The following is a 17912-nucleotide window of genomic DNA, read 5'->3' on the forward strand; positions in this document are numbered from 1 at the left end:
CGTATCAAGGTTTCATTGGTGTTTGACCGACAGGTCATGCGCTGGTAACACCAAGCAGTGACCCTGGATACACGCAGAGCAGTGGTTTCGGCCGCTGCCGACCCTGCGCCCCGTATCCAGTCCGCGCAGCACACTCCGCTCACCGAGCGCCGCTCAGTGAACGCATTCGTTCCGAGGGGACTTCCACGATGCAGGCCGTGCCGGTACGCGCCACCGCCATCCCGTCCGTCACCGACGCCCTCCGGGCCGTCGAGTCGCTGCTGCTGAGCAGCGGCCAGCGGACCGCCCGCCGCAACGCCTGGACGGCGGTCCTGGAGGACCGCCGCCGGGCCAAGGACCGGACTGAGTCCGAGTACGTACTGGAGGCCGTGGCCGACCACCGTTCCTAGGCCACGTAAACTTCATTGCATGGCGAGGAAGGCAAACACCACTGAAGGCGCGGACAGCGCCGAGAACGCGGGGCGGCTCAAGCAGATCGCCCTGACCTACAAGATGACCAGGCGGACCGACCCCAGGATCGGTCTTGTCGTCGCGGGTGTGGGAATCGTCACCTTCGGTGTCCTCCTCGCGATCGGTTTCCTGATCGGCCACCCCATCTACGTGGGCATCCTGGGCTTCGTACTGGCCCTCCTCGCGATGGCGATCGTCTTCGGGCGACGTGCCGAGCGTGCGGCCTTCGGACAGATGGAAGGGCAGCCGGGCGCCGCCGCGGCGGTGCTGGACCGCGTGGGCCGCGGCTGGACCACGACGCCCGCGGTCGCGATGAACCGCAGCCAGGACGTCGTCCACCGTGCCGTGGGCAAGGCGGGCATCGTGCTGGTGGGTGAGGGCAACCCGAACCGGGTGAAGGTCCTGCTCGCGGCCGAGAAGAAGAAGATGGCCCGCATCGTGGTCGACGTACCGGTGCACGACATCATCGTCGGCAACGACGAGGGCCAGGTGCCGCTCAAGAAGGTGCGCACCAAGATGCTGAAGCTGCCGCGCGTCCTGACCGGCCCGCAGGTGACGGCGGCCAATGACCGGCTGCGCGCCATGGGCGACCTGATGAGCAACATGCCGCTGCCGAAGGGCCCGATGCCCAAGGGCATGCGGATGCCGCGCGGCGGAAAGATGCGCTGACCGGACAGCCGGACATACGAAGAGGGCGGGGCGCGAACCAGTGGTTCGTGCCCCGCCCTCTTCGTGTGTCCGCTCGTACGTTCCTCAGATACGGACCTGGACGGCGCGGGACAGCCGGTCGTGCAGACCGCGGCCGTCGCGGTCCCAGACCAGGGCCGGGATCACCAGGCACAGCAGCACACTGCGCACCAGCACCCTCCCGAACCCGAGCCGCCCGCCGTCCTCGGCGACGACCTTGATGCCCAGGAAGCGCTTGCCGGGCGTGCAGCCGATGGTGCCGACGGTGAGCACGCTCAGTACGAGAAAGATGCCGAGCGCCCAGTTGCCGGCCGCCTGCTGGTCACCGCGAGCGAACAGCCCGTATGCGATCACCAGGCACAGGGCCCAGTCGACGAAGATCGCGCCGAAGCGCCGGCCGAGCGGCGCGATGGCGCCCGGTCCCTGTTCGGGAAGGCCGAGCCGCTTGCCCCGGTACCCGAAGTCGGCGCCCATCTCCTCGGCTGCCGCGCGCGGCCCGGAGAGCCACGATCCGATTGCTTGCCTATTGTCCACCCGACCACGGTACTGCGCCCGCCCTCGCGCCCTGCCGTCCGGGTCCCGCCCCCACCGCCGGTCACCGCGCCGATACCGGTCCGGAACCGGCCGCCGTACGGCCCTGGGATGCCACCCGCACCCGGCTCGGTTAACTTCGGCGAAACAAATGGGTCATGCTTGAGAAATCCGGTCTGCCTATGGTCGGGTCCAGCGTGTGCCACCGCACTGGCCACACAACGAGCTACAACCCCGTCCCTCCCGGGCCGGGAGTAGGAGGAGTTGGATGTTCCAGAACGCCGACGACGTGAAGAAGTACATCGCCGACGAAGACGTCAAGTTCATCGACGTCCGGTTCTGCGACCTGCCCGGTGTGATGCAGCACTTCACCATCCCGGCGGCGGTCTTCGACCCGACCGAGGAGCTGGCGTTCGACGGCTCGTCGATCCGCGGCTTCCAGGCCATCCACGAGTCCGACATGGCGCTCCGCGCAGACCTGTCGACCGCCCGTGTCGACCCGTTCCGCCGCGACAAGACCGTCAACATCAACTTCTTCATCCACGACCCGATCACCGGCGAGCAGTACAGCCGTGACCCGCGGAACGTGGCCAAGAAGGCCGAGGCGTACCTGACCTCCACCGGTATCGCCGACACCGCGTACTTCGGTCCCGAGGCCGAGTTCTACGTCTTCGACAACGTCCGCTTCCAGACGTCGGCGAACGAGAGCTTCTACCACATCGACTCCGAGGCGGGCGCCTGGAACACCGGGTCGGAGGAGAACAACCGCGGCTACAAGGTCCGCTACAAGGGCGGTTACTTCCCGACCCCGCCGGTGGACCACTTCGCCGACCTGCGTGCCGAGATCTCCCTGGAGCTGGACAAGAACGGCCTCCAGGTCGAGCGCCAGCACCACGAGGTCGGCACCGCCGGCCAGGCCGAGATCAACTACAAGTTCAACACGCTGCTCGCCGCGGCCGACGACCTGATGCTCTTCAAGTACATCGTGAAGAACGTCGCCTGGCGCAACGGCAAGACCGCGACCTTCATGCCGAAGCCGATCTTCGGCGACAACGGTTCGGGCATGCACGTCCACCAGTCCCTCTGGGCCGGCGGCGACCCGCTGTTCTACGACGAGCAGGGCTACGCGGGCCTCTCGGACATGGCGCGCTACTACATCGGCGGCATCCTGAAGCACGCCCCGTCGCTGCTGGCGTTCACCAACCCGACGGTGAACTCCTACCACCGCCTGGTCCCCGGCTTCGAGGCCCCGGTCAACATGGTGTACTCGCAGCGCAACCGGTCCGCCGCGATGCGCATCCCGATCACGGGCTCCAACCCGAAGGCCAAGCGCGTCGAGTTCCGCGCCCCGGACCCGTCGTCCAACCCGTACCTCGCCTTCTCGGCCCTCCTGATGGCCGGCCTGGACGGCGTCAAGAACAAGATCGAGCCGGCCGAGCCGATCGACAAGGACCTCTACGAGCTGGCTCCCGAGGAGCACGCCAACGTCCAGCAGGTCCCGACGTCCCTCCCGGCCGTGCTCGACGCCCTCGAGGCGGACCACGAGTACCTCCTGGCAGGCGGCGTCTTCACGCCCGACCTGATCGAGACGTGGATCGACTACAAGCGCACGAACGAGATCGCCCCGATCCAGCTGCGCCCGCACCCGCACGAGTTCGAGCTGTACTTCGACCTCTAAAGATCAGGTCTGGGCGACCTGGGCGGGTTCTTGGAAGTATGCGTTGACCTGCGAAAACACTGTTCAGCAGTGCTCGTTGTTGCCGCTCGCTTTCCGCCCTCTTGTGCACCGTGTGTGCACCGTCCGGCTGATTCTCTGACGTAGCGTCAGCAACAGTGAGGCCGCCACTCCCCGTTGGGGTGGCGGCCTCATTCGTTTTATGTCGCGGCTCCACTTGAGACCTACGCTTACGAGGGCCTGCAAGATCGTGACGGGTGATGTCGTGATTGCATGCCGGTCCTGTCTTGCCTGATCAGGAGCGCAGCGCTGCTTGCGCCCGTGCCGCGTGATCCAACGTGTGCTTCCTCGTCACTCGCGCATCGCTCACGCACGGCATGTACCGGGTCAGCTCGGAAACCCAGTGGTGAGGCGGGTGGGCCATCGTCCACACTGCGCCGATGAGCAGCCCATTTCCGTGTCCGTGCTGCGGGCATCTCGTCCTCGATGAAATGCCCGGCTCCTACGAGATCTGCCCCATCTGTTTCTGGGAAGACGACGGCGTTCAATTCCGGTGGCCCACGATGGATGGCGGAGCCAACCGCGTGTCCCTCATCGAGGCCCAGCAGAACTACCTCTCATTCGACGCCTGCGATCGAAACGGTCGGCAGTTCGTACGGCCCGCTGCGGTAGACGAGCCTCTCGACCCAATGTGGCGACCCATCGATCAGTCCCTGGACTCCTTCGAGGACTGGGACGCAGCGGAGTGGGTCCCCTGGCCCGAGGACCGCTCGGTTCTGTGCTGGTGGCTGCCGACCTTCTGGCGCCGCGACATCTCGCCTGACGCAGACTGAGCTGACGACCACCTGAGAGGAACCCCGCATGGCATCCCGCATCGAAGTCCTCGTCTAGCAGATGGATGGCGATGCTGACCAGTCCATGGATGCCCGCGCCGAGCTGATCCACATGGGCATCCCCGCCATCCCTGTGATCATCGACGGTCTACCGTCCCTCGGCACCTTCGGTCAGCTGACTGCCATCGAGGTCTTCCAAGAGGTCCGGGACATGCGGGGCGCCGAGGCCCTGGTACTGGCCGACAGCCCTGACACCACGACCTTCCTGCCGGACCGAATGCTCTTCATCCGGTGGGGCGGTGCCGACTCCGAGAGCGACATCCTGGCCGCACTCGACCCCGCGCTCAACGCGGCCGAGTGGCAATCCCCCGTGCGGTGGACTGTCCCAGCCGGCGGGGTCGTCCTTTTCGACGCTGCCTGGTCCGGCACCGACCTGCCTGACCACCAACCGGACAACCACCTGCCCATCGAACTGCCCTCGGGGGTCTACGTGGTCGAGTACGCATACGTGGAGCCGAACCCGCGCACCTGATTCGGCCTTGTCCGACTCACGCCGTACGGCCGGTGATTCGCGTGCCGATCCAGCACCCAGGCGACATCGGATACGGACATGTCATCGAGCGGTACGTCACAACTGGGCGCGGTCGTTCGGCCCCTCTCGGGTCGTTCCTTCAGATTTGGGCGATCAGTTGGGGAATCCTCGGCCCTCGGCGGTTGCTCGCCGGGGGCCGCTTCGCTGTCCCCGCCAGGTGCGGAGTCAGACCGTGAGGTCGTACGAGGTCTGCGCGTCCAGCCACGCGTCCACCTCCCGCCACCGGTAGCGCAGGTGCCGACCGACCTTGTGCACGGTCGGACCGGTACGGCGATGACGCCACTGATAGAGCGTCTTCACCGGCACACCCAGGTAGACCGCGACCTCCTCCGGCGTCGCCAGCGGGACAGGACCCGCACCGTCGGAAGCTGCGGGGCGAGGGGTTCGGGGCATAGGGGCTCCTTCACGGAAGTGGTGGGGTGGACAAGACAGCCACAGGTTTCCCGGCGGCGTCCAGCGGCATTGTGCGGAAATTCCACGGCCGCCCCAAACGGCCTGTCGCCGAGTGAGACCAAAACCGTAGACTCGAATCCCCGGTTGCCGAAATCACTCCGAAATCCAAGGGGATCTGTCCGCTTTCCCGCCGGAGCACCCCCAGCTGCCCGATTCGGCCTCAACCTGCGGGACGAAACCATCACTGCCCAGGTCAGCAACCGCCCGCAGCACTCCCAGGGAACAGCGGCGCGGGACCATAGCACGAGAATCCGGCTTCACTGAACCGCCGAAATCTCTAACGCCGCCGAGTTTTCACGAGTTCTTGAGTATCCCCTTGCCATGGCTGCCGAATGCGAGTTACAGCTATCTGTCATGGCAACCCGACCCATTGAAATAGGCCCGGCCGGAATTCAGGCCGCGCGCAATATCGAGCGCCTGCGTCTACTGCGCGGGCTCTCGCAGCAGGACCTCGCCGAGCGCTGCACCGCCCTCGGCTGCCCCATGACCAACACCGCCCTCAGTCGCACCGAGCGCGCTCGCCGCCGTTGCGACGTCGATGACCTCGTCGCCATCGCCGCCGCACTCGGCATCTCGCCGAGCGCTCTGCTCGCGGACTACTTGGCGGCGCCACGTGGCTGAGCCGTACGACCGCTGGCACAAGAAGCGGCCGCAGGTCGGCGACGAGAAGTGCACAACCCACAACAAGGTCCCGTCCCGCGAACACAGTCGCGGCAAGCGGTGGTTGGCCCGGTGGCGCGATCCCGACGGGCAGCAGCAGAGCGAGAGCTTCGACCGGTACGAGGACGCCCGGCAGCACCTCACCAAGATGCAGGGCAGCGTCAACGACGGCACGTACATCGACCCGCGGAAGGGCGAGGCCCAGCTCAAGGCGGTGGCCGAGCAGTGGCTGGGGAACCAGACCTTCGACAACCCTCGGACCTACGCCCAGTACGAATCCCGCGTCCGCAACCACATCATCGGGCCGCTGGGCTCGCTCAAGCTGCGCCAGATCAAGGCGTCCACCGTGCAGACCTGGATCAAGCGACGGCTGCAGGTGCTGGACGAGACGACGGTCGGGCTGGTCTTCACACACCTGTCGTCGATATTGGCCATGGCCGCGGACGACGACCTGATCGCCAAGAACCCTTGCGAGACGGGGTCGGTGAAGCGCATGAAGCCGAGCCGGTCAAAGAAGGCAGCGAAGGACGTCCCGCTGTCCTGGGAACAGACGGACGGGGTGCGCCAGCACCTGCCCGGCCGCTACCAAGCCACGGTCGACTGCGGCCGGGGGGCTCGGCATGAGGCAGGGCGAGATCTTCGGCTTCAGCCCCGAGGACGTCAATTGGCTACAGAAGGACAAGGTCGTCCACATCCGCCGCCAGATCACCCACGACCGCGGCACGCTGGTCTTCGCTCCGCCGAAGGGCGGCACGGATGACGATCCCAAGGACCGCTGCGTGCCAGTCGGCGATGCGCTGGCCGCACTGCTCTCCGAGCACATGCGCAAGCACCCGCCGGTCGAGGTCACCTTGCCGTGGATGACCAAGGACGGTGAGCCTGTGACCGTACTCCTGGTGTTCACCACACGGGAGCGCAAGCCGCTGAACAAGAACTACTTCAACTACCTCTGGAAGGGCGCCCTGGAGGCGATCGGCGCGATAAAGGCCCTCAACGACAAGCCCGTTGGCAAGGGCCGCAAGTGGGAGGCATGCCGCGACAAGATGATGCACGCACTGCGGCACCTCTTCGCTTCCGAGGCGATCAACGAGGGTGTGGATGTCTACACCCTCGCCGACCTGCTCGGGCACGAAGATCCGGCGTTCACCCTTCGCCGGTACGTCCACCGTGTGACGGGCGCGGTCGAGAAAGCCCGCAAGGCAATCGGCCGGCGATACCGGTCAGCCGCCTGACGACGCTTTCACAGGTCAATCGCCTTCGAACAGTTCAGGCCGCCATCCTTGGATGTCCATGTCGAGCTTGCCTTGGCGCACGTCCTGCAAGGCCGCCGCGTAGCCGATCTCGATGGCCCGCGAGAACGCCTCAAGAACCTCCGTCGGCGCGTAGAGGTAGCCACTGCCCGAGTGGAGATTGGCCGCGGCATCAGACGCCCTGCGAATGCCCTCGTCACGCACCGTGGCTAAGTAGAGGTCGTTGATGGCCTGCACGAAGCCGTCGAGCTGTTCCTGCGGTGCGTCGGTCATGAGGGACTAGATGCGCCGCCAGGGTGCGATCGAAACCCCGCTCCGCCGCCCCTCCCTCGCAATGCGCACTGTCTATGCACCGCCCACTCGCAGACCATACGTCGCCGCAGTTCAGAGCCGTTGCACACCTCCAATTCGACCTCTGGCGGACCCGGCCGGTCACGTGACCGGTCGCCCGGAGACAGCGAGCTGCAGTCCGCGTGCGGATATATCAGGCGACCGGCCGGAGTGGGCGGCGTAGCATCACCGCAGATCAGACAGGTCGAATACACATATTGCGGGGCACGCATGGGCGGGGACGACGGAACCGGGGTGGCGGCCGCCGTACGGCTGGGTGAAGGGGTGGCATTGGGTGAGGTACTCGATGTCCGTGATCCTGACTCGTGGCTCAGCCTCGATCTCGGCGTGCGGGATCTCGGCTGGTCGCAGCGCGAGTTGCTGCCCACACGGACCGAGGTCATCGACGGGCAGACGAGTTGGGGCCTCAAGGGATTCGCCGTTCGACGGCAGGGCCGGGAGCTCGACGACGCCCGGCTCGCCTTGGCGCTGTGCCACCCTGACGGGCGGGTTCGAGAGGCGGCCGTGGGCAAGGCAGCGGGACGGCCCGCGCTGTTGCCGCTCGTCGTCGTCCGATGTGCCGACTGGGCGGCTCCCGTGCGCGAGCGAGCCCGCAAGGTGCTGCGGGCCGGGCTCGACGGCGCGGATGTCACAGGGCTCGCGACGCTGGTTCTGAAGGCTGGGCGCCGGGACCGCGGGGAGTTCGCGGTCGGACTGCTGCGCGAGCTGCTGTGCCAGGCGCCGCACGGGCAGCTCGTTCCGCTGCTCACCGACCGGGACCGTGACGTGCGCAGGTTCGCCCATCGCATCGCCGTGGCCGAACGCCGGCTGTCCCCCGCCGAGATGGCCCGTACGGCCGCCCGCGACAACGACACGGTCGTCCAGAAACTGTGCGCCGACGTCGCGCTCGCAGGAGCGTCGGAAGCCGACTACGACGAGGTGCTCGTGCCGCTGCTCGGCTCCCGTAATCCTTGGGTGCGGTCAGCCGGTGTGACCGGGCTGCGGCGGGCTGGGCAGGCAAGCCGAGCACAGGAGTTCCTGGTCGACCGCTCGTCGCTGGTGCGGGCCTGCGCGCGCTATGTCGTACGACAGGAGGAAATCGATCCGCTTCCGCTGTACAGGGACTGGTGCACGCGCGCTGGCGAGGTGCCGCCGGGGGCGCCGGCTGGGCTCGGCGAGTGCGGGGTACGCGCCGATGCCGAGCTGCTGTGGCCGCTGGTCACGCACCCTGTGGGTGCGGTCCGGGTGGGCGCGGTGGTGGGGCTGCGCGCCCTGGACGCGGTGGAGGCAGAACGTCTGCGCGCGCTCCTCGACGATCCGGCACCGGCCGTCGCACGCGAGGCGGCGACTGCGCTCGCCCCGTCAGCAGGCAACCTGGATACCGACTGGCTGCTCAATCGGCTCGCACCGGACCGGCCCCGTCACACCCGGCTCGCCGCGTTCCGGCTGCTCGACGTACAGGGCGGAGTGATCCAACTGCGTTCTGCAGTCGCCCTGTTGAACGACTCGGACGACAAGCTGCGCCGCTGGTCCGAGCAGTCCGTCCAGCGCTGGCAGCCGTCGGCGAACGTGCCGCTCGGGGGCCCAGAGGTGGCCGATCTCCTCGGCCGGTGCGATCACCTTTTCAGCACGTACGTGATGAACCGTCTCAAGCGAGAGGCAGGAATCAGGAGTTGACCGTAGGACACGTCCTCGGCAACCAGCCCTTCGACGGGACGGGGGCGATCACCTGTCCGAACAAGCCACCGATCAGCAGCGTGCACCCGGTGTGCACCCAGGCCCCATCGGAGGCTGGTCTATGCAGGTCAGAGCATCTCTCTAGCTCTACTTCGACCTCTAAACCGCGGGGCCGGGCGCACCGCCCGGCCGATGCACTGACGTGATGTCAGGAACGCCGACGAGGGCCGCTTCCCCACAACCGGGGCAGCGGCCCTCGTCGGCTTGTCCGGGCTCCTTCGCGGTCTTCCGGTATCGGGGTGGGCCGGTGAGTGGCTTCGGTGTCAGTCGATGGCCTGGTAGAGCGTGGTCCAGAAGTCGTTCATGGCACGCGGCGAGTCCGGGGTGGACAGTCCGACCTGGGTGAGCAGGACTCCGGTGAGCTGGTTGGTCCTGTCTGCGCAGGCGGTGGTGCCGGTGCCGCCGAACCAGCCGAACTGGCCGATGGGCGCGTAGTCGCCACGATGGGTGCGGACCGCCATCCCGAAGCCCCAGCCGCCATGCGACCCCTGGCCGGAGGACAGGTGGGCGGCTCTGCCGAACATGGTTTCCCGGGCGGCCAGTTGCCCGGGCGAGAGGCGGTTGGTGGTCATCAGCTCGACGGCGGCCCGGGACAGGATCCGTTCGCTCCCGTGCATCCCGTGGTTCAGCAGCATCCGGAAGTAGGCGTGGTAGTCGTCGGCGGTGGAGACCAGCCCGCCGCCGGCGCCCTGGAACGCGGGGGGCACGCTGGACCTTCCCCCTGCCGCCTCGTCCCACACGACGAACTCGCCGGTCTGCGGGTCGGGCCCGTACAGGGGCGGCAGGCGGTCGATCCTGTCGGCGGGCACGTGGAAGGCGGTGTCCTTCATCCCCAGCGGGTCGAGGATGCGTGTCCGCAGGAAGGCCTCCAACGACTGTCCCGTGACCCTGGAGACCAGCACACCGACCACCTCGTTGCTGAGGTCGTACTGCCACCGCACTCCGGGCTGGTACTGCAGTGGCAGCTCGCCGAGACGGCGCATCCACTCGTCCGGCCCGGGCGCCGGCCCGGATGCCACGCTGTAGTCGAGTCGCTCGAAGGTCGCGGCCCTGATCGGGGAAGCCATCGACTCGAAGTCCACTCCGAGCCCGAACGTGGAGGTCAGCAGGTCCCGTACGGTGATCGGCCGCTGCGCAGGCACGGTGTCGTCCAGCGGTCCGTCGGGCCGCTTCAGCACCTGCCGGTCGGCGAGTTCGGGCAGCCACTGGTCCACCGGGTCGTCCAGCCGCAGCCGGCACTCGTCGAGCAGGATCATCGCCGCCGCCATCGTGACCGGTTTGGACGTGGACGCCATCCGGAAGATCGTGTCCCGGCGCATCGGCGGGCCACCGTCATGGCGCATCGTCCCGATCGCTTCGACGTGCGCCTGGCCGCCGCGGCTGACCAGGGCGACAAGGCCGGGAATCCTCTTGGACTCGACATGCCGTGCCAGCACCTCGCGCAGTCGGCGCAGCCCTGCCTCGGAGAAGCCGCTGTTGCTTGTTCCCATGATGAATCCCCTGTTCACAGTGGTAGTTCTCACGGCGGCCCCGATGGCTGCCCGGCCCTTCGACGGGCCGTGTGAAGAGCCTGCGGCCTTGACCCAAGGTCAAGGTCAAGGTCAAGGTCGACCCACTGTGGCGATCAGGGGATACCGGCACCGATCGCCGTCTCGGACCTCTTCGGCAGCAGGGGCGGACGGGCCGGAACCGGTGCGCGCTATCCTCGCCCCTGCGATCGTCCGGACTTCCCGGCCGTCGCCGGCGCGGGTCGCGAGAGACCGCGGCCGCCCACGACTTGGAGGTGCGCCGAGCCGATGGCAGACGGGCTCACGATCGGTCAGGCGGCGGCGTTCGCCGGTGTCACGATCAAGACCGTGCGGCACTATCACCGGCTCGGCCTGCTCGCCGAGCCGGAACGCGACGGTTCCGGCTACCGCCGGTACCGGTCGGACGAGCTGTTCCGGCTGGTCCAGGTCCGGACCCTGGCCGCGGCCGGTGTGCCGCTGGCCGGGATCGGTGACCTGCTCGACGCCGATCCCCAGACGTTCGCCGCCACCCTGGACGACATCCATCACCAGCTCACCGAACGGATCGACGACCTGATCGCGCGCCGCGACAGGCTGGACCGTCTCGACCACGGCGACCGGGCCCTGCTGCCCGACCGGGCCTGTGCCATCCTGGACCGACTCGCCGGACTCGGTTTCAGTACCGACTATGTGGCCGGTCAACGGGAGGCTCTGGTGCTGGCCCGGGCGCTGGTCCCGGAGGTCTTCGACAGCTTCCTGACCCGGCTGGGACATTCGCTCGAAGATCCCGAGTCCGTCGAGCTGACCAAGCGCGCCTGGGATGCGAGGTCCTGGGATCCGGACGACCCACGGATCGAGGAGCTGGCGTCCACGCTGGCCGACAAGCTGCTGGCCGACCGCGCGCTGCTGGCGATGCCGGCCGGGTTTCAGAGCCGGCCCGACGCCGCCTCCCGGTACGAGATGGTCAACCACCACCGGGAAGACCAGTCACCCTCCATCGCCCGGCTGAACACGCTGGTCGAGGCGAACCTGCGCGCAGCCGGCATCGCCGTCCCGCTTCGGTGACGGCCGCCCAGCAGATCCGGCTGCTTCCACAGCGCTGCGAGGGCAGGTGGCGGATCCGTCTCGGAGTTGCCAGGTCCTGAGCTGCGCACGCGGCCGGGGCGGCCCGGATCGGCGCGATCCAGGGCCGCCCCACGCGGTCAGTGCCGCAGCGCCTTGCCCACCTCGATCTTGACGTCCCCGTCGAGCTTGCGGTTGCTGCGGGCCGTGGCGTCCTTGCTTCCCTTGGAGGCCACGTCGTCGACCGTCACCACGACCGTGTCGAGCAGATTCCCGTTCGGGTCCTGGAAGTTGACCTGCACGGCGTAGGACTGCTTGGAATCGGTGCTGTTCTTCACCGTGATCTTCGAAGTGATGTGGCCGTCCTTGTCGGTGGCCGGGGCGCCCGCCTTGACGTCGCCGCTCGCGTTCACGCCGTCCTTGAAGCTGTTCAGCTTGTCCTCGGCGGCGGCCGTCGCCGATGCGACCACGTCGGCGCCCTTGGAGGCGGCCGACGAAGCCACCGAGGAAGCCGCCGATGCCGCCTTGGACACCGTGCTGGATGCCGTGTCCCCGCTGTCCGAGCATGCCGATGCCGTGGTTGCCACGATCATCGCCACCAGGACCGCGCTCGCGCCCCGTACGCCTCGCCTCGTCATCGTGCCTCCCAGCACTCGTCCGTCGCCCCAAGTGAAGGCGGCGACGGGTGGGGGCGCATGCGGTGTAGGCCGGACGGGTGAGGGGCGGTGGCGGCGGGGTCGCGGGCCGGGCCCGGACGGCCGAGTCTGGAGGGATGAGCGAGCAGGCCGCACACGACGATCCGGTCCCGCCGCCGCCCCCGCGGCGGCTGTGGCCGTGGGTGGTGCTGATGATCCTGGTGCTGCTCGCCCTCGGTGCCGGCGCGGTCTCCGCGGTGCTGGCCCACGAGGTCTCCGCAGAGGGCTCGCGGACCGTGCACATCCGGTACGAGGTCACTGGCGCCGCCGAGGACGTGACACTCACCTACAGCACCTGGCAGGGCAAGGAGCTGTCGACCGGGCGGCTGACCCTGCGGACACTGCCGTGGGCCGGGGAACTGGACACCAAGGGATTCATGAGCGGTGGCCGGTTCGCCGTCAGCCTCGGGAAGGCGGGTGGTGACGTGGCCTGTTCGGTGACGGTGGACGACCGCACCCGGCGCACCGCCAGGGCCTCCGGCGCCTTCGCCACCGCCACGTGCAACGGGTTCTGAGACGCGGCCGCGCCCCCGGGGCTCCAGGGGGCGCGGCGACGTGCGGGAGGGGTGGGGTCAGCGGCCGTAGCGGATCAGCGCGCGGACCATGCGGCAGGTGGTGTCGGACGGCGGGTGGATGCCGAGGCGCTCGGCGGTCGTGCGTATCCGGGCGTTGCGCGCGCTCGACGGGTGGTGGACGCCCGCGTCGAGCAGGGCGATCGCCAGACGCATCGCCTTCAGCCGGCGATTGTGGGAGACGTACCACTCACGGGGACGGCCGGCGGGGAGCGGCTTCTTCTGCAGGGGCGTGTGGAGCGGCTTGGTCGTGACTGCGGCAACGGCCATTGGCAACCTCCTGGCGCGGTGGTGGAACCCTCACGAACTACCCCTATTTTACCGCCCCCCACTGACAATCGCCCCTGGCCAGAGGGGTTTTCGCGGTCCATCCCGTACCTTTGGCCCCATGGAGATCTGGATCAATCCCGCCTGTTCCAAGTGCCGCAGCGCGGTGCAGCTGCTCGACGCGGAGGGCGCCGACTACACCGTCCGCCGCTATCTGGAGGACGTTCCGTCGCCGGACGAGATCCGGGCCGTGCTCGACCGGCTGGGGCTGGAGCCGTGGGACATCACCCGGACCCAGGAGGCGGACGCCAAGGAGCTGGGGCTCAAGGAGTGGCCGCGCGACGCGGATGCGCGGGAGCGGTGGATCACCGCCCTCGCCGCGCATCCCAGGCTGATCCAGCGGCCGATCATCACGGCGGAGGACGGCACGGCCGTGGTCGCGCGCACGGATGAAGCGGTCCGGGACGCCCTGGGGCGCTCGGTGTAGTTCCCGGGACGCCCTGAGCGCCGAGCGGCCGCGCTGAGCGGCCGCGCTGAGCGGCCGCGCTGAGCGGCCGCGCTGAGCGGCCGCGCTGAGCGGCCGCGCTGAGCGGCCGCGCTGAGCGGCCGCGCTGAGCGGCCGCGCTGAGCGGCGGTGCTGAGCGGCGGTGCTGAGCGGCCGCGCTGAGCGGCGGTGCTGAGCGGCGGTGCTGAGCGGCGGTGCCGAGCGGCGGTGCCGGGCGGCGGCCCCTGGGTGGAGGCCAAACCGCCCGGCCGGGCGCCGGGAGCTACTTCGCCGCCTGCGCCCCGGCCTCCGCGAGCAGTTCCGTCAGGCGGAGCCCGAACCGTACGTCGCAGGGGTGCGGCTCCCCCGTACGCACCGATTCGATCAGCGCGTCCACCGCCGCGCGGAACGCGTCGACGGCGCCGCCCCACCGCGGCAGCGAGGCGATGCCGTGCTCGCCCCTGAGCTCGATCTCCACCCCGGCCGCGGCGGCCGGCGCGGCCAGCGTGAGCGTCACCGTGCTGGAGGCGCCGGAGGCGTGGCGCAGGACGAGGTGGTGGGTGTCGGCGGGGCCACGGGCGGCGGTCAGGGCGGTGACATCGCCGAGCACCGGGATGAGGACCGAGAGCGCGTGCGGGCCGACGTCCCAGAGGCCGCCCTTCTCGTGGCGCCAGGGGGACGCGGCGTACTCGCTGTCCGCACCGGGGGCCCACAGGGCGCCGATCCAGTGGGCGCGGGCGGTGAACCAGTCGCCCGTCGCCTGCTGTTCGGCGATCCAGGCGGAGGTCTCCGGCGCGAACCGCAGCGTGCAGAAGACGATCGAGGCGACCCGGGCCTGTTCGGCGGCCTCGGCCACCTCACGCGCGGCCGCGACGTCCGTGGCGACCGGCTTGTCCATCAGGAGATGGCAGCCGGCCGCCGCGGCGCGCGCGGCCAGCGGGGCCTGGACGTCCGGCGGCAGCGCGAACGCCACGGCGTCGCTCGCGGCGAAGAGCTCGTCGAGCCCCGCGTCACCGGTGAAGGCCGTGACGCCGTGCGCGGCGGCCAGCTCCTGCGCGGCCTCCGCACGCCGGCCCCACACCCCGCTCAGCACGACGCCGGGGTGGGCGGCGAGGGCGGGGGCATGGGTGTTGCGGGCCCAGGGGCCCGTACCGACCAGGCCGACACGAAGGGGGGTCACAGATGGATACATGGGACCAGTGTGCCTGGTGGGGCGCCGTGACCGTTCGAATACGGTGGCGCAGCGGGCGGCCGGGCGGTTACGTTGACGGAGCCGGCCGCGGGACTCCGGTGCGACTTCCGGGACTTGCCTCTAAAGCAAAAATTTCGCTGCTCGCGCCCCCATTCCCCGGCCGGCTTCCGCATGTGCGTACCGCCTCGCGGAACACCACGGGGGATTCATCATGACGACCGAGACCTTTGCCGATCTTGTCGCCGCCGAGGACGTGCTCCTCTTCGTCAACGCGGCCATCACGGCGACCGGGCAGCGCGAGTTCCACTCGGATGCCTCCCGGCAGCAGCTCTCGCTGGACTTCCTGCACGAGTACGTGCGGGTCAACTACCGCCGGGTGTACGCCGCCTCGCTCGCCCTGGACATCAACGACCACAACGCCGTGCGCATCGTGCAGGGACTGCTGGAGCACGCCGCCGACGCCTCGGCCGAGGAGAAGCGCACCGAGGGCCGGCTGATCGCGGCCCGGCTGGCGAAGCTGCCGCCGCCTCGGGTCTACCGGCTGTTCCGCGGGCTGCGCGCGGCCAAGGTCAACAACCGGCGTACCCGCGCGATCATGCGCGACTGGCTGGCGGCACGGCCGGATCCGGCGCACGACGCGGTGAAGTACCGCCGGGGGCTGAAGACCGCGGTCCGCCACGCCCATCTCCGGCTCGGCCACGGCGGCGGGGCGCACGGGGAGGGGCTGGGCGGAGAGCTGGGCGACTTCCTCTTCCGGCCCGGGAAGCTGCCGCGCTACCGGCACCGGCTGCTCGACGCCTGGCGCCGCGCCCACTACGAGCAGGGCGCCGTCGACGAGCTGCCGTTCACCGTCGCCGAGGGCTTCGCGGCCCGGCACGGCATGAAGCGCGAGGCGTTCCTGGAGCGGATGGTGCCCCGGATGACGCGGCTGGAGCGGCTGCGCACCCAGGGGCAGCGCGACAGGGCCACCCCGCGGGAGCCTTCGGCGGATGTCGATCTGACCGTGATGCCGCTGACCCGGCTCGCGCTGTACGTCCTGGCCTGCGGCGCGGAGCTGCGGCGGAGCCACCGCACGGAGTTCACCGCGGCTCTGCGGGCCGCGGCCCGTCGTGCGGCGGGCCCGCATGCCGGGAGCTGGGGGCGGGTCGCCGCCGTGCTCGACGACAGCTACTCCTCGTCCGGTTCGGGCGAGAAGCGGCGCCGGCCGCTCGCGGTGGCGCTGGCCTGCCACTTCCTGCTGGCGGAGCTGGCCGCCCCGGGTGCGTACGTTCCGCTGTGGACCTCCGGCACGACCGATCCGCTGCTGGTCAGGCCCTGGGGGCCGACACCGCTCGGCACCCGTGTCCTGGACGCCCTGGAGCACGGCCCGGACCGGCTGGTCATCGTCTCGGACGGCTGGGACAACGCCCCGCCCGGACTCGCGGGCGAGGTGCTGCGGGTGTGGCGGACCCGGCTCGATCCGGACCGGCGCACCGCTGTGGTGCATGTGAACCCTGTATACGACGCGGACGGTTTCGACGTCCGGCGGCTGTCTGTGGCCGTGCCGACGGCGGGCATCCGGGACGCGGAGGATCTGCCGGCGCTGGTGGAGATCGCCCAGTTCTCCGAGGGGCGCACCGGCCCCGCCGAACTGCACGCCTATCTGGACCGGCAGGTCGCCCGGTTCGTCACCGCCGATCCGTCGGGAGGCCCGCTGTGAACAGGCTCGAACTGACCGGGCTCACCGCCCGCCCCTCGCAGGTGTGGGGCGGCATCCGGCTGGTGCCGCTGGTGCGCGAGAAGCCCGTCGAGGGGCTCCGGCTGCACCGGGAGGTGTACACGGGGTACGGGTCCGCGGTGGTCGAGGTGGGCCCGCGCACGCACTACACCTCGTACATCCCGCACGGATTCGTCGCCGACTGGTCGGGCGAGGGCGCGCGGAGCGCCACGTACGGTACGCAGCTGGCCGGCGCCGACGGGAGCGGCACGGGTTCCGCGCCGCCCCGGACCGTCACGCTGCCGCGCCACCGCCACCACCGGATGGCCAAGCGGCAGCCCGGCGACCGGCTGCGCTTCCTGCCGCTGCACCTCGCGATGGAGGGCTATCTCTCGCTGCACTTCGGCGGGCCGTCGACCGCGTGGGAGGAGTGGTCGCGCCAGGCGCTGCGCGACGGGCTTTCGCCGCGCGCCGAGGACGCGTACATGGGGTGGTCGGTGCGCGGGCTCGACGACGCGCTGCGGGCGTTCGAGATCCATCCCGGCCAGTGCGGGGTGATGGTGTACGCGGCCGACGCGCTCGCCGCCGCCTTCGTGCTCCCGCACCCCGACGACTACCGGCTGCTGCACCCGACACTCGTCCAGGACCTGTTCGGGGAGCTGGTCCATCAGTACGCGATGTACGGGGCGCCGGTGGCCGATTTCGGGGCGCGGATCCCGGACGGGCCGCGGCTGCGGACGCTCGCGGCTCTGCGGGCGGCCGCGCGGCAGCAGGAGCGGGAGTGGAGCGAGGCGCACGACACGCTCTTCGCGCGGGAGCTGCTGGATTCCTCGTACGGCTTCGACCGGGTCCACCGGATGGGGTCGTTCACACTGTGGCGGTTCCTGCCGCCGTTCCTGCGCAACCGGGGCGGGCAGCACATCGGCGAGACGGTCACCGATCACAAGGGGCAGGTCGCCTACCTGAAGACGTTCCGGCTGTCCGAGGCGCAGATCCGGCGCGGTCATCTGCTCCAGCGGCTCGCCGACGCGGACTGGCTGCTGCCGCGCGCGGCGGTGGCGCTGGGCACGAGCCCCGAGGAGCTGGTGCGGCGGATCCGGGCCGCCGGCTTCGAGACGCTGCTCAGGGACCGCAGCCGGTAGCGGGCAGGCATCCCACGGCGGGCCCGTCTTACGCAGGAAACCTCGGTAACACGGGGTTCACACAAGAGCAACGGACGGGAAATCGCGTCTTGCGAA

Annotated in this window: 20 protein-coding genes and 1 pseudogene; 14 read left to right on the plus strand and 7 right to left on the minus strand. The window is 69.6% G+C overall.

The window, feature by feature from the left end; all coding sequences use genetic code 11:
- Positions 1-188 precede the first annotated feature (188 nt).
- Positions 189-389 (plus strand): hypothetical protein, encoded by a 201-nt coding sequence (locus OG782_RS09830; RefSeq protein WP_406449369.1) that lies wholly within the window; start codon positions 189-191, stop codon positions 387-389.
- Between the two features lie 19 nt (positions 390-408).
- Complete coding sequence (locus OG782_RS09835) at positions 409-1119, plus strand: DUF4191 domain-containing protein (RefSeq protein ID WP_406449371.1); 711 nt, start codon at positions 409-411, stop codon at positions 1117-1119.
- Positions 1120-1203: 84 nt separating this feature from the next.
- Here OG782_RS09835 and OG782_RS09840 read toward each other — a convergent pair whose 3' ends face one another.
- Complete coding sequence (locus OG782_RS09840; protein WP_406449373.1) at positions 1204-1671, minus strand: RDD family protein; 468 nt, start codon at positions 1669-1671, stop codon at positions 1204-1206.
- A 265-nt stretch (positions 1672-1936) separates the two neighbouring features.
- On the opposite strand from OG782_RS09840, the gene glnA reads away from it, so the two are divergent.
- The 3 genes from glnA to OG782_RS09855 all read left to right on the plus strand — a co-directional run bounded on the left by glnA (position 1937) and on the right by OG782_RS09855 (position 4708).
- Entirely contained in the window at positions 1937-3346 is a 1410-nt protein-coding gene (gene glnA, locus OG782_RS09845) for a type I glutamate--ammonia ligase (protein ID WP_406449375.1), read from the plus strand.
- 437 nt (positions 3347-3783) lie between these two features.
- Positions 3784-4176 carry a CPCC family cysteine-rich protein gene (locus OG782_RS09850; protein WP_406449377.1) on the plus strand — a complete coding sequence of 131 codons (393 nt, stop codon included), beginning with the start codon at positions 3784-3786 and terminating at the stop codon, positions 4174-4176.
- 61 nt (positions 4177-4237) lie between these two features.
- Positions 4238-4708 carry an Imm21 family immunity protein gene (locus OG782_RS09855; RefSeq protein ID WP_406449379.1) on the plus strand — a complete coding sequence of 157 codons (471 nt, stop codon included), beginning with the start codon at positions 4238-4240 and terminating at the stop codon, positions 4706-4708.
- 225 nt (positions 4709-4933) lie between these two features.
- On the opposite strand, the gene OG782_RS09860 is transcribed toward OG782_RS09855, so the two are convergent.
- Entirely contained in the window at positions 4934-5161 is a 228-nt protein-coding gene (locus tag OG782_RS09860; RefSeq protein ID WP_406449381.1) for a helix-turn-helix transcriptional regulator, read from the minus strand.
- A 414-nt stretch (positions 5162-5575) separates the two neighbouring features.
- Between OG782_RS09860 and OG782_RS09865 the strand changes: the two genes are divergently transcribed.
- The 3 genes and pseudogenes from OG782_RS09865 (at position 5576) to OG782_RS09875 (ending at position 7113) form a co-directional block, all read left to right on the plus strand.
- Entirely contained in the window at positions 5576-5842 is a 267-nt protein-coding gene (locus OG782_RS09865; protein ID WP_406449383.1) for a helix-turn-helix domain-containing protein, read from the plus strand.
- Positions 5843-6029: 187 nt separating this feature from the next.
- Positions 6030-6185: pseudogene (locus tag OG782_RS09870) on the plus strand (integrase); the annotation flags it as partial.
- Between the two features lie 316 nt (positions 6186-6501).
- Positions 6502-7113 carry a tyrosine-type recombinase/integrase gene (locus OG782_RS09875; protein WP_406449385.1) on the plus strand — a complete coding sequence of 204 codons (612 nt, stop codon included), beginning with the start codon at positions 6502-6504 and terminating at the stop codon, positions 7111-7113.
- Between the two features lie 15 nt (positions 7114-7128).
- Here OG782_RS09875 and OG782_RS09880 read toward each other — a convergent pair whose 3' ends face one another.
- Complete coding sequence (locus OG782_RS09880) at positions 7129-7404, minus strand: hypothetical protein (RefSeq protein ID WP_406449387.1); 276 nt, start codon at positions 7402-7404, stop codon at positions 7129-7131.
- Positions 7405-7692: 288 nt separating this feature from the next.
- On the opposite strand from OG782_RS09880, the gene OG782_RS09885 reads away from it, so the two are divergent.
- Positions 7693-9138, plus strand: a complete 1446-nt coding sequence (locus OG782_RS09885) for a hypothetical protein (RefSeq protein ID WP_406449389.1) — start codon at positions 7693-7695, stop codon at positions 9136-9138.
- 323 nt (positions 9139-9461) lie between these two features.
- Here the strand turns inward: OG782_RS09885 and OG782_RS09890 are convergent, their stop codons facing one another.
- Positions 9462-10688: a serine hydrolase domain-containing protein gene (locus OG782_RS09890; RefSeq protein WP_406449391.1), complete on the minus strand. Its 1227-nt coding sequence runs from the start codon at positions 10686-10688 to the stop codon at positions 9462-9464.
- 306 nt (positions 10689-10994) lie between these two features.
- On the opposite strand from OG782_RS09890, the gene OG782_RS09895 reads away from it, so the two are divergent.
- Positions 10995-11771 (plus strand): MerR family transcriptional regulator, encoded by a 777-nt coding sequence (locus OG782_RS09895; RefSeq protein WP_406449393.1) that lies wholly within the window; start codon positions 10995-10997, stop codon positions 11769-11771.
- Between the two features lie 137 nt (positions 11772-11908).
- On the opposite strand, the gene OG782_RS09900 is transcribed toward OG782_RS09895, so the two are convergent.
- Positions 11909-12406 (minus strand): hypothetical protein, encoded by a 498-nt coding sequence (locus tag OG782_RS09900; RefSeq protein ID WP_406449395.1) that lies wholly within the window; start codon positions 12404-12406, stop codon positions 11909-11911.
- 134 nt (positions 12407-12540) lie between these two features.
- Here OG782_RS09900 and OG782_RS09905 point away from each other — a divergent pair, with 134 nt between their 5' ends.
- Positions 12541-12978 carry a hypothetical protein gene (locus tag OG782_RS09905; RefSeq protein WP_406449397.1) on the plus strand — a complete coding sequence of 146 codons (438 nt, stop codon included), beginning with the start codon at positions 12541-12543 and terminating at the stop codon, positions 12976-12978.
- A 57-nt stretch (positions 12979-13035) separates the two neighbouring features.
- Here the strand turns inward: OG782_RS09905 and OG782_RS09910 are convergent, their stop codons facing one another.
- Positions 13036-13305: a hypothetical protein gene (locus OG782_RS09910; protein WP_406449399.1), complete on the minus strand. Its 270-nt coding sequence runs from the start codon at positions 13303-13305 to the stop codon at positions 13036-13038.
- 118 nt (positions 13306-13423) lie between these two features.
- Between OG782_RS09910 and OG782_RS09915 the strand changes: the two genes are divergently transcribed.
- On the plus strand, positions 13424-13789 hold the full coding sequence (locus OG782_RS09915) for an arsenate reductase family protein (RefSeq protein WP_406449401.1): 366 nt from the start codon (positions 13424-13426) through the stop codon (positions 13787-13789).
- A 280-nt stretch (positions 13790-14069) separates the two neighbouring features.
- Here the strand turns inward: OG782_RS09915 and OG782_RS09920 are convergent, their stop codons facing one another.
- Positions 14070-14978, minus strand: a complete 909-nt coding sequence (locus OG782_RS09920) for a Gfo/Idh/MocA family protein (RefSeq protein WP_406449403.1) — start codon at positions 14976-14978, stop codon at positions 14070-14072.
- A gap of 211 nt (positions 14979-15189) precedes the next feature.
- Between OG782_RS09920 and OG782_RS09925 the strand changes: the two genes are divergently transcribed.
- Together OG782_RS09925 and OG782_RS09930 are read left to right on the plus strand one after the other, a co-directional pair.
- Positions 15190-16677 (plus strand): hypothetical protein, encoded by a 1488-nt coding sequence (locus tag OG782_RS09925; RefSeq protein ID WP_406449405.1) that lies wholly within the window; start codon positions 15190-15192, stop codon positions 16675-16677.
- Positions 16674-17816 (plus strand): ARPP-2 domain-containing protein, encoded by a 1143-nt coding sequence (locus OG782_RS09930; protein ID WP_406449407.1) that lies wholly within the window; start codon positions 16674-16676, stop codon positions 17814-17816. Before OG782_RS09925 ends, OG782_RS09930 begins: the two co-directional genes overlap by 4 nt.
- Positions 17817-17912 lie beyond the last annotated feature (96 nt).

The sequence above is a fragment of the Streptomyces sp. NBC_00876 genome (assembly GCF_045207435.1).
GTDB lineage: Bacteria > Actinomycetota > Actinomycetes > Streptomycetales > Streptomycetaceae > Streptomyces.